This window comes from Boseongicola sp. (genome assembly GCA_014075275.1).
Taxonomy (GTDB): Bacteria; Pseudomonadota; Alphaproteobacteria; order Rhodobacterales; family Rhodobacteraceae.
In genome coordinates this window covers 2,869,546-2,883,365 of record CP046179.1, presented here as the reverse complement: position 1 = coordinate 2,883,365, position 13,820 = coordinate 2,869,546, and the positions used below count along the sequence as shown (strand labels likewise).

At 54.0% G+C, this 13,820-nt stretch carries 13 protein-coding genes, 1 tRNA gene and 1 pseudogene; 11 read left to right on the top strand and 4 right to left on the bottom strand.

Translation table 11 applies throughout. The features are described from left to right. Positions 1 to 2: 2 nt before the first annotated feature. Complete coding sequence (locus GKR98_14505; GenBank protein QMU59291.1) at positions 3 to 659, bottom strand: FCD domain-containing protein; 657 nt, start codon at positions 657 to 659, stop codon at positions 3 to 5. 177 nt (positions 660 to 836) lie between these two features. On the opposite strand from GKR98_14505, the gene GKR98_14500 reads away from it, so the two are divergent. The 3 genes from GKR98_14500 to GKR98_14490 are packed head-to-tail and all read left to right on the top strand — an operon-like array spanning position 837 to position 3,762. After that, complete coding sequence (locus GKR98_14500; GenBank protein ID QMU59290.1) at positions 837 to 1,850, top strand: C4-dicarboxylate ABC transporter; 1,014 nt, start codon at positions 837 to 839, stop codon at positions 1,848 to 1,850. Between the two features lie 26 nt (positions 1,851 to 1,876). After that, a complete protein-coding gene (locus GKR98_14495) occupies positions 1,877 to 2,470 on the top strand; it encodes a TRAP transporter small permease subunit (GenBank protein ID QMU59289.1) in 594 nt (197 codons plus the stop codon). Next, positions 2,467 to 3,762 carry a TRAP transporter large permease subunit gene (locus GKR98_14490; protein QMU59288.1) on the top strand — a complete coding sequence of 432 codons (1,296 nt, stop codon included), beginning with the start codon at positions 2,467 to 2,469 and terminating at the stop codon, positions 3,760 to 3,762. The genes GKR98_14495 and GKR98_14490 overlap by 4 nt, the downstream gene beginning before the upstream one ends. A 31-nt stretch (positions 3,763 to 3,793) precedes the next feature. Here GKR98_14490 and GKR98_14485 read toward each other — a convergent pair whose 3' ends face one another. Further along, positions 3,794 to 4,678 (bottom strand): dihydrodipicolinate synthase family protein, encoded by an 885-nt coding sequence (locus tag GKR98_14485; GenBank protein ID QMU59287.1) that lies wholly within the window; start codon positions 4,676 to 4,678, stop codon positions 3,794 to 3,796. Between the two features lie 86 nt (positions 4,679 to 4,764). On the opposite strand from GKR98_14485, the gene GKR98_14480 reads away from it, so the two are divergent. The 3 genes from GKR98_14480 to GKR98_14470 are packed head-to-tail and all read left to right on the top strand — an operon-like array spanning position 4,765 to position 7,532. Continuing rightward, entirely contained in the window at positions 4,765 to 5,706 is a 942-nt protein-coding gene (locus GKR98_14480; protein QMU59286.1) for a sugar kinase, read from the top strand. Continuing rightward, on the top strand, positions 5,703 to 6,608 hold the full coding sequence (locus GKR98_14475) for a hypothetical protein (GenBank protein QMU59285.1): 906 nt from the start codon (positions 5,703 to 5,705) through the stop codon (positions 6,606 to 6,608). Before GKR98_14480 ends, GKR98_14475 begins: the two co-directional genes overlap by 4 nt. Positions 6,609 to 6,611: 3 nt before the next feature. Next, positions 6,612 to 7,532 carry a dihydrodipicolinate synthase family protein gene (locus GKR98_14470; GenBank protein ID QMU59284.1) on the top strand — a complete coding sequence of 307 codons (921 nt, stop codon included), beginning with the start codon at positions 6,612 to 6,614 and terminating at the stop codon, positions 7,530 to 7,532. Here GKR98_14470 and GKR98_14465 read toward each other — a convergent pair. Both GKR98_14465 and GKR98_14460 read right to left on the bottom strand, forming a co-directional pair. Beyond that, complete coding sequence (locus GKR98_14465; protein ID QMU59283.1) at positions 7,477 to 8,478, bottom strand: hypothetical protein; 1,002 nt, start codon at positions 8,476 to 8,478, stop codon at positions 7,477 to 7,479. The two genes, GKR98_14470 and GKR98_14465, sit on opposite strands and share 56 nt — an antisense overlap. Positions 8,479 to 9,264: 786 nt before the next feature. Beyond that, positions 9,265 to 9,340 (bottom strand) — tRNA-Lys (locus tag GKR98_14460). 152 nt (positions 9,341 to 9,492) lie between these two features. Between GKR98_14460 and GKR98_14455 the strand changes: the two genes are divergently transcribed. The 5 genes and pseudogenes from GKR98_14455 to petA all read left to right on the top strand — a co-directional run bounded on the left by GKR98_14455 (position 9,493) and on the right by petA (position 13,810). Further along, the gene (locus GKR98_14455; protein QMU59282.1) at positions 9,493 to 10,059 is read left to right on the top strand and encodes a hypothetical protein; all 567 of its coding nucleotides are present in this window, start codon (positions 9,493 to 9,495) and stop codon (positions 10,057 to 10,059) included. Between the two features lie 57 nt (positions 10,060 to 10,116). Then, positions 10,117 to 10,953, top strand: coding sequence for a diaminopimelate epimerase (locus GKR98_14450; GenBank protein QMU59281.1), 837 nt, complete (start codon positions 10,117 to 10,119; stop codon positions 10,951 to 10,953). Further along, the gene (gene mtaB, locus GKR98_14445) at positions 10,953 to 12,215 is read left to right on the top strand and encodes a tRNA (N(6)-L-threonylcarbamoyladenosine(37)-C(2))-methylthiotransferase MtaB (GenBank protein ID QMU59280.1); all 1,263 of its coding nucleotides are present in this window, start codon (positions 10,953 to 10,955) and stop codon (positions 12,213 to 12,215) included. The genes GKR98_14450 and mtaB overlap by 1 nt, the downstream gene beginning before the upstream one ends. 234 nt (positions 12,216 to 12,449) lie before the next feature. Then, positions 12,450 to 13,049, top strand: a pseudogene (locus GKR98_14440) (glutathione S-transferase). 200 nt (positions 13,050 to 13,249) lie between these two features. Further along, the gene (gene petA, locus GKR98_14435) at positions 13,250 to 13,810 is read left to right on the top strand and encodes a ubiquinol-cytochrome c reductase iron-sulfur subunit (protein ID QMU59279.1); all 561 of its coding nucleotides are present in this window, start codon (positions 13,250 to 13,252) and stop codon (positions 13,808 to 13,810) included. Positions 13,811 to 13,820 lie beyond the last annotated feature (10 nt).

The window sequence follows — 13,820 nt, the reverse complement described above, 5'->3', positions numbered from 1 at the left end:
GATCAATTAAAAGCTGAAAGCGTGTGTTCGAGGCCTCGTTCGATGTGCAACTGCAAAGTTTCGGTTACCCGATCAACATCTCGATTTAAGGCAGCCTGAAGCATGTCATTGTGTTCGTCGACTGCGTCCTGGCCCCGGTTTTGTAAGACCAGCATCTGGTATCGCAGGTATTTGTCATAAAGCACTGCGTGTAACGAAAGCAGGTTTTTTGACCCGCATGCCTCGATCAGAGCCAGATGGAATTCCCAATCATATCGCTTCCAGTCTTCCTTGCCGCTCGTGTCCCCGGCCAGCAGCTTTACTTCTTTCAGGTGCAATTTGTGGTGCGCCGCAACAAGATTGCCCTCCCAATCCGTATCGCCGTTCGCAACAGACAGCCGCAACGCATGGCATTCGAGAAGCACTCTCAGGCTGGCAATCTCGATCAGATCTTCGCGGGAAACGTCGGTGACGAAAAATCCGCGTTGATCCAGCGCAACGACGAATCCTTCGCTTGCCAACCGGTTCAACGTCTCGCGCAACGTCGACATGCTGGCCGAATAGCGCTCTCGCAGCCCTTCCAGCTTAAGTTTTTTGGAAGGTGCCAAATCCCCAAATATGATGTCACGCTTGATGCGTTGGTAAATTGAGGCGCCAACAGTATTAAGTGAACTTCCCATAGCGTAGTGCCAGAATCCTTCGACCAAATCATTCAATTCATGACAGAAGTGCAGTCAATGATTTGTTCTGTCATTATCCAAAATATCGGACATTTTAGATAATGTCTTGCAAAAATTTTTGAATTCGCACTTATTGGGATGATCGCGCTAAGATGTTCAAATCCATGGGAGGAAAAAATGATCACTAAATTTACTCGCCGCGTCGCTGTCACGTCGCTGGCCGCGCTTAGCCTTACGGCCGGACTCAGCGCTCCTGCATTTGCCGATGGCCATGCAGTCAAACTGCGCATGTCGACGCCAGCTTCGGCGACCGACCAGCGTTCTATCGCTCTGGAAGAAATTTTTGCACCTGCAGTCGCCGAATTCGCGACATACGAGCCGCATTATAACGGCTCGCTGATCGCACAGAACTCCGAGCTTGAAGCAATTGCTTCTGGCGATTTGGAAATGTCGATCACCTCCGCACAGGAACTGACTCAGTTTTTCCCAGAGTTCTCGATTTTCGCGACTGGCTATGTTCATCAGGACGCAGCCCACCAGGTTGCCGTCTTCAACGACGCATTGATGGATCCGTTTAAGCAGAAAGTTGAAGATGAACTCGGCGTCAAACTTCTGAGCGTCATGTATCTTGGCCAACGCCATGTGAACCTGCGCCAGTCTAAAGAAGAACTGACAGTGATGACGCCTGCCGATCTGGCCGGTGTGAACTTGCGGATGCCTGGCACTGATGCTTGGCAGTTCTTGGGCAAAGCCCTTGGCGCCAACCCAACCCCGATGGCATTCACGGAAGTCTATACAGCGCTTTCGACCGGTTCGGTCGACGGACAGGACAACCCACTGCCAACAGTCGTTGACGCCAAATTCTATGAAGTAACCAAGCAGATCATCCTGACGTCGCATCTGGTTGACCTCAACTATGTGGCCTTTTCGAAATCTGTTTGGGACGGTCTAACTGCCGAACAGCAAGCCACTGTCCAATCTGCGGCTAACGCTGCTTCTGAAAGTGGTCGCCAAATCCAGCTCCAGAAAGAAGCCGAACTAGGGGCATTCTTGACCGAGCAAGGTCTGGATATCTATGAACCCGACATGGCGGCTTTCCGCAGCCACGTTCAGTCGATGTATTTGAACACGGACGCGTCGGCTGATTGGCCAGAGGGCGTTCTGGACAAAATTAATAGCCTCGGCAACTGAACTGCACTTTACTCACGGATGATCTGATGAAATCGTTACGCGACTGGATCATCCGTGGAACAGAATTCGTGGCGGCCATGATGATGGCCGCCATGTTCGCCACTTTCATACTTCAGGTTACTGTTCGCTATACAGCGCGCGCCGAATGGATCGCAGAAGCGATCCCTTTCCTTGACCCAAACGGCTACGGCTGGACCTTGGAATTCTGCCTATTGATGTGGGTCTGGATCGTTTTCTGGGGAAATTCTTTCATCGTTCGCCAGCGCGATCATGTGATTTTTGATATCGTTTATACCGGCGTCAGCCCTCAGGTGCGAAAGTGGTTCGCAATCATTGCGGCAGTTGCCATCTGCGTCGGGCTATTATTGTCGGTTGGGCCAACTTGGGAAAAGTTTTACATCCTGCGTCTGAAAAAGACACCGACTTTATCGACTGTTTTCGGCGATTGGGTCCGGGTGCGTCACGTCTATTCAATCTACTTCGCATTCCTGATTATCGTAGCCCTGCGGTACGCTTGGCGAACGAGGGATATCATCCGAAACGGTGCCGAAGCCGAATTGAGCCAATTTGATGAGCTGATCAACACGTCTGGTGAGCAGGCCGAGGATATCAAGAAATGACCCTGGAATTCGGTCTTTGCCTTCTCACATTGTTTGTGATGGCTGGAATTGGCACGCCGATCGCCTATGCGATCCTGCTGGCCTCCTTCGTTTACCTTACAGTCAGCGGTGCCGGTGTCGGTATCGCCGGCAAAGTGTTGATGGATGGGCTTTACAATAGTTTCATCCTTCTTGCCGTGCCGTTGTTCATTGTCGCTGCAAACATCATGAACGCCGGAACCATTTCGGACCGGTTGCTGCGCTTTTGCATAGGCCTTGTCGGTCGCTTCAAAGGTGGAATGGGCCACGTCAATGTCGTTGCCTCGCTGATCTTTTCGGGCATGTCAGGCTCGGCCGTCGCTGATGCTGCGGGCATCGGCAAAATCATCATCGAGATGATGACAAAATCGGGCCACTACACTCGCGGATACGCCGCCGCCATCACTGCCGCATCGGCAACCATCGGCCCGATCATCCCGCCGTCGATACCCATGGTCCTCTACGCGCTGGTCTCAAACACTTCGATTGGATTTCTGTTTCTGGGCGGCATCGTGCCAGGGCTGTTCATGGGTTTCGTGCTGATGGCGATGAACTATTTCATATCGCACCGGCGCGGCTTCCTGACCGAAGATCCGGTGCCTTTACGCGAACTTCCCGCGCTTACGGTAAATGCCTTTCCTGCACTTCTGATGCCTGCGATTTTGCTCTACGGCATCTACGGTGGTGTCACAACGCCAACCGAGGCTGCCGCAGTTGCGGCGTTCTACGCACTTATCCTGGCGGCGGTGTTTTACCGCGCGCTCAGCATCGGCGCTTTCTATCGCATCCTTGTAGAAAGTGCCCGATCTTCGGCCGCAGTTGGCCTTGTTATTGGCGGCGCATTGATCCTGAACTTCGTCGTCGCTTCAGAGAATATACCCGGCATGCTGGCTAATGCCCTGGTCGGCATCGACGTCGAACCGATCGTGTTCCTGCTTGCTGTGAATATTCTGATACTGCTTCTCGGATGTGTGTTGGACGCCACCACGATCATCCTTGTGATCATTCCACTATTCCTGCCGTCGTGCCGCGAACTTGGAATTGACCTGGTGCATTTCGGCGTTGTGGCAGTTGTGAACTGCATGATCGGCCTTATCACGCCGCCCTACGGCATTTTGTTGTTCGTGATCAACGCTGTAACACGCATTCCGCTGGGTGAAATTATTCGCGAAGTCATCCCTTTCCTCGCGGTATTGATTGCTGCATTGCTGGTTCTGATCTTTGTGCCCGACCTCGTGCTTTGGCTGCCGCGCATGTTCGGCTATCTAGGCTGACCTGCCAATGGCAGAATTTCAGAAAAGGATGCTAGGCAACGGCCCTTTCGGGAAAGACCGCCTTGATCGCCGCCAGTTCGTCACCCTCTAAAACCTGCAATGGCGCACGAACATTTCTCCAACTTGCGTCTCCGGTCTTTGATAGCATCGCCTGCTTCAATGCCGGAATGACAGGAACTGAAACGATTAAATCCACTTCGGCCGACAGCGCATTATCCTCGACGTGCGTGCCGAACAATTTCTGCATGCGCCCCGGATACAGGTTCCCCATGCCGCATATGGACCCCGCACCACCCATTGCAGCAGCCCTGTGTAACAAACGTTCGTCCCCAACCAACACCGGTATCTCGCCGCATTCCAACAGCCTGCTTGTATTGTCCCACTGCCCAGCACTGTCCTTGATCGCCAAAATGCGGTCAGGAAATGACCTTTGCAGGCGCTTGACCAGATCGACGGAAATCGGAACATGCGTCACCTGCGGGATATGGTAGATGATAAATTTAGCTTGATGATGCGCTGCCGCGAACAACCGCTCGTGCCAATCAAAAAGCCCGTCATTTCCCAGATTTTTGAAGAAAAACGGCGGCATCAGCAGGAACTTGGTAATGCCAAAGTCAATGCCCTGTTGGACTTGCGCAACAACATCTCCGATGGCAGAGCCACACAAACCAAGGGTGATGGCCTGTTTCGACACACCGCCGACGGTCAAGGCAGAAATCGCTAATGAACGCTCTCCAAATGCAATGGACGCGCCTTCGCCCGTGGTCCCGAATAGCGCAACGCCGTCAGCACCATTTTTCAGCGTTGACTTTGCATGTTCAGAAAACAGCGGCAGGTTCAAACTGCCATCTGCGTGAAACGGCGTCAGTAATGCCGCTGAGATACCAAATTGTGCGATGTTCGTCTCCGTCCGCAGCCACCAGAAACCGCGCTACATTTGCGGTTCATATCAATGGTTGAGAGTTAACCATAGTCGAGACATGTTAGGAATAACATTGGTGCTTGGGTAAGCGCCGGAAAGGATACGACACTGTGCCAAGAATCATTTGCGCGGGCCTCATTGCAGCAGATTTGGTATACGATGTTGCGGCATATCCCGCAAAAGGCACGAAGACCCGGGCAAAGGCGTCCCAAATGATTTCGGGCGGTGGTGCCTTGAACGCAGCATCAGCAATCGCAAGCCTCGGCGGAGACGTAAGTATTGTCGGTACCATTGGCGATGATGAACTAGGGGCGTTCCTGCACAAACTCATGGTCGCTCGCCAGATTGATGACCAGTTTCTTTCCAAGGTTTCCGGCGCTTCAACGTCTCGGTCCGCTATTCTGATTACCCCTGATGGTGAAAGAACAATCATCAACCACCGGGATCCCATTTTGGCGCCAATGAAATTCACATTTCCAGACGGTTTTTTATTCGATGCTGCCCTTGTCGACACGCGGTGGCCCGAAGGGGCAGCCCAGATCGCAAATGCAGCCAGGCAAAAAGGCAAACCGGTTATCGTTGACGCCGAGGCGCCGGTCGCCAAGGCCGAAATTCTGCTCGAATGCGCCAGCCATGTCGTTTTCTCGGAGCAGGGTCTAAATGACTATTGCGGGGGAAGCGACACAGCGGCCCTGAAATTGGCCTTCAAGCGACTTGGAAATTGGTGCGCGGTCACCCGAGGAGCCAATTCCGTATTATGCTATGACGGGAATAGCTTAACTGAAATTCCGACCCTTCCGACCAAGGCAAAAAACACACTTGGGGCGGGTGATGTGTGGCACGGTGCCTTCACGTTGGCACTAGCAAACCAGCTTTCTGAACCCCAGGCAGTTCAATGGGCAAATGCCGCAGCGTCTTTGAAAGTGCGACGACCAATTCCCGATGAAACCCTCCCAACTGCCTCTGAAGTCGCGGTATTGTTAGACTCAGGATCAATTCAATCAACGGAATCTGTGTCGTGATGCGAATCTCCGAACACAAACTAACGTTCAACGGCGCACTCATACCGGATGAACACTTGGGCGAACTGCGAAACGCTGACCTGAACGGGGATCTTGCCGAAAGGGGCTATCTCTTGTTGCGTGGTCTGCATGATCCAGCAGAAGTCGACGCCGCACGTCGCGAGGTGCTTCAACGGCTGTCGGAAGTTGGCGAGGTCAAAGATCCCTTCGAAAAAGGATTGGCGTCCGGCACGTCCAAAAGACACCAAGTCTATCCGACGAACGAGGAACTAGGGTCGTTTTGGCGATCCGTCAGTGAAGGCAAAGCCGTGCGATCCGTCATAAACGGACCCCGCATCATCCAAGCCATGTCCCAGCTCTTTCAAGAACCGGCAAACCATTTTTCATTCGCTTGGCTGCGCGCCATGGCTGCCGGTCGCGCCAGCCCGCTGCATGTTGACCACCCCTACATGAACCGCGGCTCCAAGCGGCTGGTGACGTGCTGGACCCCGCTTTGCCCCATTAGCCTAAGCGACGGTTCTCTATATGTCCTGGAAGGCTCGCACGAATGGTCCGACATTCGCCAACAGTTCGAAGGCCACGACGTGGATCGCGATCCGTCGCGACCCGGACATATCCAAGAGAGCCCCATCAAGCTGGTCCAGCGCAAAGCCAGCAAGTTTCTGACCGCAGAGTTTGAAATGGGTGATTGTCTGGTCTTCGGAATGTTTACCGCCCATGGATCCTTCGACAACAATTCGAAAAATGGTTTGATCCGACTATCGTGCGACACGCGGTTTCAGCCATCGGCAGATCCAATGGATGAAAGATTTAGCGGACCCAATCCGCTCGCCCACAAAGGGCTGGGCTACGGTTGTCTTTCGGCATCGCGGCCATTGACCGAAACCAGCGTCTTGCGCTGAAGCATGAGCGAAACTGTCATGAAGGGAATTGTGCCCAGCCTGAACACGCCCTTCGATGCCGACAACGCTGTGGATCATGGCTCGCTGCGCAGGCTAGTTGATCACACCATCAACGCAGGCTGCGGCGGTATGTTGGGCCTCGCCGTCGCTGGCGAGTATCCGACGTTGTCGCACGATGAAAAGACCGCGATTATCGAGACGGTGGCCGAATCCAACGCCCAACGAATTCCGTTCATCGTCAGCGTCACGGCAGCAAATCTTGATGCAAGCATCGAACTGACGAAAATTGCCAGTTCTGTCGGCGCAGCAGGGATTTGTGTGCAAATGCCTGCCGATCATGACCGACAGAGAAATCTGGGCTTTCTTCAGGAACTAGAAAGCCACGCGCCTAATATTCTGATGGTTCAGGATCTCGATTGGTCAGGCGAGGGATTGCCTCTGGAAGAAATCCTTTATCTTTATGAAAACGTTCGAAATTTTTCCTGGCTGAAGATCGAAACTCAGCGAGCCGGACCAAAGTATTCAGCCGTCAAACAATCCACCAACGCGGCCTTGAACGTTTGCGGCGGTTGGGCTGTGTCGCAATTGATGGATGCGCTGGCACGCGATGTGGACGCGTTCATTCCTACAGGATTAGAGCGAGTCTATGTCGAAATTTACAACATGCATGAACGCGGGGATCATGCCTCGGCCCGTGCACTATTCGATCGCGTGCTACCAATCCTAAATTTCTCAAACCAACATATCGACACCAGCATCCAGTTCTTTAAGCAGCTTAGAAAAGCAGAAGGGATTTTCGACACGCCAAACTGTCGAACAGCAGGCGCCAAATTTGATGCGGTTCAAAAGATCGAAGCTGGTTTTGCCCTCAATTCCGCATTGGAGCTAATTCGTGCGCATCAACCTGGGGCTGCACATGCTTAAATTTTTGAAACCGTCTTGGCTGACGGGGTTTCTCAACGTCGCCCATGACTTGCTCCCAATCTGCGTCAACAACGTCGCCGACATACAGATCCCCCAAACTGTCAAATGCAATACTATGCGGTGACAGAAATTGCCCCGGGCCAAGGCCAGGCCCACGCCGCGCCCCAAGCCGCGATAACAAATTGCTCTGCTGATCAAATACGCTGACAAACGGTCCTAAGTTGGGGAAATTCTGATTCACCTCCAAATACGACGCCAACTCACCGACGACGCAATCAGGACAACTGCCGGGTGTGATCGCCAGGCCGCTGGGCCGGTGCATGTTGTTGATCTGGGCTTCAAAGTTCCCGTATTGATCAAAGACTTGCACCCGAGAGTTTTCTCGGTCCGCAACATAAATCCATCCATCCGGATCGCAACAGATGTTGTGAGGAAGATTGAACTCTCCCGGCCCGGTTCCACAGGTTCCCCAGCTTTTCAATAGCCTGCCATTGGGGTCAAATTTGTGGATGCACGCGTTTTGGTATCCGTCAGACACAAATATATCGCCCGATGGCGCAACAGCCGAATGCGTGCACTTACAAAAAGGCTTGCCGCTCATGGACCCGGACCCAATTCCAGCAGTCCCAATTTCCAAAAGCAGTGTCCCATCAAGGGTGAATTTCCGAACAGTATGATCGAAATTATCTGTCAGATAGATGAATTGGTCCGGCCCGATGGATGCTCCGTGCGGATTGGAAAAAACTCCATGTCCCCATGTCGACAACACGTCACCAGATTGGCTCAGAACCACGACAGGATCGCGCCCACGATTGAACAGATAAACCTGGTCCCTGGCGTCCACAGCAACGCCTGCAACATCGCCCAGTGCGACATCCGTCGGTAACTGCGCCCATTCCGGCATCGGGTCGTAAGTATAGTGGGCATTGCCCAATATTTCGGCCATTCAAACCTCTTGCTGCCCATTTGTCTGCATGCACTGTGGGTGCAAAGTTACTCCATTTTAACCCCTGAATAACCTTTCGTTACACATACCTGGCTCGCAGAAAGAGGCGGAACCCCTTGCCTATCACGCGGAACAGACTTATCGGCCCATTCCCAGGCAAAGCTGAGCGCGATTGCCCGCCAACTCAACGAGCGGCCCCGCAAGACCTTGCAATATCAAACACCGGCAGAGAAGTTCGCTGAGAGTGTTGCGGCGATCAGTTGAAACCGCCGCGTATTAGTGATTTCGCTTTGCGACTTCAGCGAAGGTCCACTTCCTGCCCATTCTGTGAGAAAACGACTTTTTTGCTAGCGCGGCAAGTGACGTCTGAATGGGTGCGCAAGCACATTTCTGATCAGACTTTGCGTGTTTGCTGCGGTGCATGAATAACCCTTACCAGTTTGCGGAAGTTCTGGGCGATGGCAGCAGGGGTATTTGCCGATTGCGCCAAAATTGCGACGTGGTCACAGTCTACCGCGACTAAGAATCTCGCCTGAGATTGACATTGGTCATCTCGACCTTCCGTCGGAACCTCATAGGATATAGTAGCGCCGTTATCCTTAGCGTTTGGTGGGCTAGGAAAAAGACATAGGTATTGTCTCACCGGACTGCGATGCTATGCGGCGAGATATCCTTACGATCGTCAATCTCGGATCACTGTGAATGCTATGTGAAAGCCAACCCAGGGCATATTGCGAGACTTGCGAGACACGAAACACCTAATCCAGTGAATTTATGATATTTCAGTGGTGAGCCGTGCAGGATTCGAACCTGCGACCCACTGATTAAAAGTCAGTTGCTCTACCAACTGAGCTAACGGCCCACTCGGGCGCCGGATGTAACGACCAGAGACAGATGCGTCAAGGGCAAAACCACAACGCAGAGGCGCATTTAAATTCAATTCGTTGAACGCCAACTTGACTCCTAAGGACCAGCCGGAAAGGCTGCGTCGGACCCTGAAATAAAAGGACTGTCATGATCCGTGTTCTTGCCGCCGCACTTGTTGCGCTTGGTCTTGCTGCATGCGGGGCGCAGGATAGTACATTGATGGTTAGCCCTGAAGCCGAGCATTTGGGCGGAAATCTGTATATCGAAACCTTTGAAGACGGCAGTCAAGCATTGATTCTTGATGGAATGATTACACCTGAGACAGCTTTTTGGTTTCGGCAGCTGACCAAAAACAGTGAGGTCGCAGGACTGCTCATTATGCAAAGCCCTGGTGGACTGCTCCTTGCCGGTCAAGATATCGGCGACTTAATCGATAAGAACGGAATCAACACACTAGTAGTTTCCTCATGCATTTCGGCTTGCGTTGATGTATTTATTGCTGGGAAAGAGCGAAGCATCACAGAAACTGGGTTTTTGGGACTACACGCCTCGTCAGAACCTGAAGTTGGCGAGGGGCTGACAGCACCATATTGGCGCGACCATGGCCTTGCGCACGTTCAAAAGGCTTTCAGTAAAGTCCCGTATGATGACATCTGGATCATGGACGCCGAACGCGCGGTCGAGCTTCGCCTAGCAACAGAGATCCTTCGTTAACACTTCGTTAAGTCTGCGCCCTTTCAAGGGCAATTATTCCACGCTATATGGCGCGACATGAGCCGTAACACATCAGATACCGGCCTGCCCTTCATGAAGATGCATGGGCTTGGCAACGACTTTGTCGTCATCGACGGCCGCGAAAGCGGTGTCTCGATTTCGGCTGCGCTGGCGCAGGCATTGGGTGACCGGCATCGTGGCGTTGGGTTTGATCAGCTTGCGCTGATTGAGAATGACGAAACGGCGGACGCGAAGCTGACGTTTTATAATGCCGATGGTTCGGAATCTGCTGCTTGCGGCAATGCCACGCGCTGTGTTGCTCACCACCTTATGTCCGGCAATGGTAAAGACCGGTTAATCTTGCGCACGGTGCGTGGTCTGCTGCCATGTGAAGACATGGGCGACGGGTTGACGCGGGTGAATATGGGCGTGCCGATGCTGGAATGGGATCAGGTGCCGCTGGCCCATGAAACCGACACATTGCATTTGCCGATTGATGGTGACCCGGTGGCGACGGGCATGGGTAACCCGCACTGCACGTTCTTTGTGGACGATGTCGAGGCCGTCGATCTGGCGGCGCGGGGCGCGGTTCTTGAGCATCACCCGCTTTATCCTGAGCGCACGAATGTGCAGTTCGCTAGCGTAATTGGCCGGGATCATCTGCGTATGCGGGTTTGGGAACGTGGCGTTGGCGTCACGCTTGCGTCCGGATCATCGTCTTGTGCCGTTGGAGTTTCGGCGGCGCGGCGCGGTCTTACCGGGCGCAAAGTGACGATTGACCTGGATGGCGGGCGTATCTGGATTGACTGGGCCGAAGATGGGGTCTGGATGACCGGGCCGACGGCCCATGTATTTGACGGCTATTTGACGCCTGAATTTCTGGACGCGTTTTAATGGACCGGAAAGTACCGCAGTTCACGACGCTTGGCTGTCGTTTGAATGCTTATGAATCCGAGGCCATGCGCGAAATGGCGGATGCCGCTGGACTGTCGGACGCGGTGATTGTGAATACTTGCGCGGTGACAGCCGAGGCGGTTCGGAAATCGCAGAAGGAAATCCGGCGGCTACGACGCGAGAACCCGACATCGCGGGTGATTGTCACCGGCTGCGCTGCACAGACGGAGCCGGAGCGTTTCGAAGCGATGCCTGAAGTTGATTTGATTCTTGGCAACACTGAAAAAATGACCCCGGCTACCTGGATCAAAGCCGCTGATTTCATTGGTGAAACCGAGCGGGTTCAGGTGGACGACATAATGTCTGTTACCGAAACCGCCGGGCATCTGATCGACGGATTTGGCCGCCATCGTGCTTATGTTCAGGTACAGAACGGCTGCGATCATCGCTGCACGTTTTGCATTATTCCTTATGGTCGCGGCAACTCGCGATCGGTGGCTGCCGGAGTTGTCGTCGATCAGATAAAGCGGTTGGTGGATCGCGGGTTTAATGAGGTGGTGCTGACCGGCGTTGATCTGACATCCTGGGGTGCGGATTTGCCGGGGGAGCCGAAACTGGGCGATCTGGTGCGGCGCATATTGAAATTGGTGCCCGATTTGCCGCGATTGCGGATTTCTTCCATTGATTCCATCGAGGTAGATGAAGCCTTAATGGAGGCGATTGCCACCGAAGCGCGTTTGATGCCGCATTTGCATCTGTCGTTGCAAGCGGGTGACGACATGATCCTGAAGCGCATGAAGCGGCGTCATCTGCGTGACGATGCGATCCGGTTCTGTGAAGACGCAAAGCGGCTTCGGCCCGAGATGACGTTTGGCGCTGATATCATTGCCGGGTTTCCGACCGAGACTGAGGTGATGTTCGCTAACTCGTTGAAATTAGTTGAAGAATGTTCGCTGACCTGGCTCCATGTTTTCCCTTATTCGCCGCGTCCTGGCACGCCCGCTGCGCGGATGCCGCAGGTGAATGGGAAGACGATCAAGGAGCGTGCGGCGCGGCTGCGAAGCGTCGGGGACGCGGCAGTTTCCGAGTACCTGGGTGGACTTGTTGGTTCTCAAGCTGTTGTTTTGGTTGAAGGTTCTCGGATGGGGCGTACCGAGAGCTTCGCCGAAGTTTTATTCGACTGTGACCAGCCTGAGGGGGCTTTGGTGACCGCCCGTTTGACGAATGTGGTGGGTCAGTCCTTGCAGGGTGTTGCGCTCTGATCTCGTAAAATTCGCGTCAAAACGCCTGTCTGTATCGTGTCGGTATTACGTCGGTATTGCGTCGGTGGACCCGAACGGTGGGTTCAGGGAGCATTAACTTCTTGATTACGCGCTTCCACATTTCATGACCAATTCGTTTGCCTCTGGCAAACGATCCGCCGGGGGGCTTGCCCCCCGGTCCCCCCAAAGTATTTAGAGACAGAAGAAGGTCATTGATTTGGGAGGACATTTGAGATGCAGCTTTTTCATAATTCAGCTTCACCATTTTGCCGGAAGGTCGATGTTGTGCTGCGCGAAACCGGTCAGCGAGATGATGTCGAGGATATCCATGCATCTGGTCAGGTGGCGGGATCGATGCCGACGAAGGCTAACCCCATTGGCAAGATCCCGACGTTGCTGCGCGACGATGGCCCTGCTCTTTATGACAGCCGGGTAATATGCCGGTTCCTGGATGATCGTTCCTAGGCGGGGCTTTATCCTGAAACCCGGCTTTGGGAAGTTTTGACGTTGGAGGCCACTGCGGATGGGATTCTGGAAGCGGCGCTGGCAATGGTCTATGAATATCGGCTTCGACCGGAGGGCATGCGGGTTGAGGCAATTGTCGAAAGTCAGTGGGAAAAGATAGTCCGGGCGGTGGACGCGCTGGAAGGGCGCTGGATCAGTCATCTGAACGGCCCACTGACCATGGGGCAGATCGCTGTTGCCTGTGCGCTGGGCTATCTGGATTTCCGTCTGGGCGACCGGGACTGGCGCGGCAATTGCCCCGAGTTGGCGGCCTGGTTTGCCGTCTTTGAGGACCGCCCGTCGATGCAGGCAACATTGCCGGCCGGCTAGTCGATGATTCTCTTGCCAGATCATGCGATTGTCGGCGCATAGGGCAAATTTCTGTAATTTCAGCCCACAAAGTCCGAGGTGCGCGGGATTGTCCGCTGGACGGTCCTGAAACAGACCGTTATCACCGCCTTTAACGAGCCGGAATCCCATCCGGCTCTGACGTGTTGGGCCAAGTGCCCCTAACTGAAATGGAGAAACTCGTGTCGCACGCAGATGATCACGAAGGCACCCGCCGGGATTTCCTCTATTATGCTACCGCCGGGGCCGGAACGGTTGCCGCTGGTGCCGCTGTCTGGCCGCTGGTTCATCAGATGAACCCTTCGGCGGATGTTCAGGCGCTGTCGTCCATCCGGGTTGATGTTGGCGGGGTCGCACCTGGCACGCAGCTGACGGTGAAATGGCTTGGTAAGCCGGTCTTTATTCGCCGCCGGACAGAAGATGAAATCAGCGCCGCGCGCGAAGTCGATCTGAGCACTTTGCCGGATAACGTCGCCCGTAACGACAACATCGACGAAAGTGCCGATGCTGCTGATGAAAACCGGTCGCTGGACGAAAGCGGAGAGTGGCTGGTTCAGATGGGAGTCTGCACCCACCTTGGCTGTGTGCCTTTGGGGGATGCTGGCGAGTTTGGCGGCTGGTTCTGCCCGTGCCACGGGTCGCACTACGACACGTCGGGGCGCATTCGCAAAGGCCCTGCGCCCGAGAACCTTCCGGTTCCGGCTGCAGTGTTCGCCGACGACACAACCATCGTGCTGGGATAAGGGAGAACAA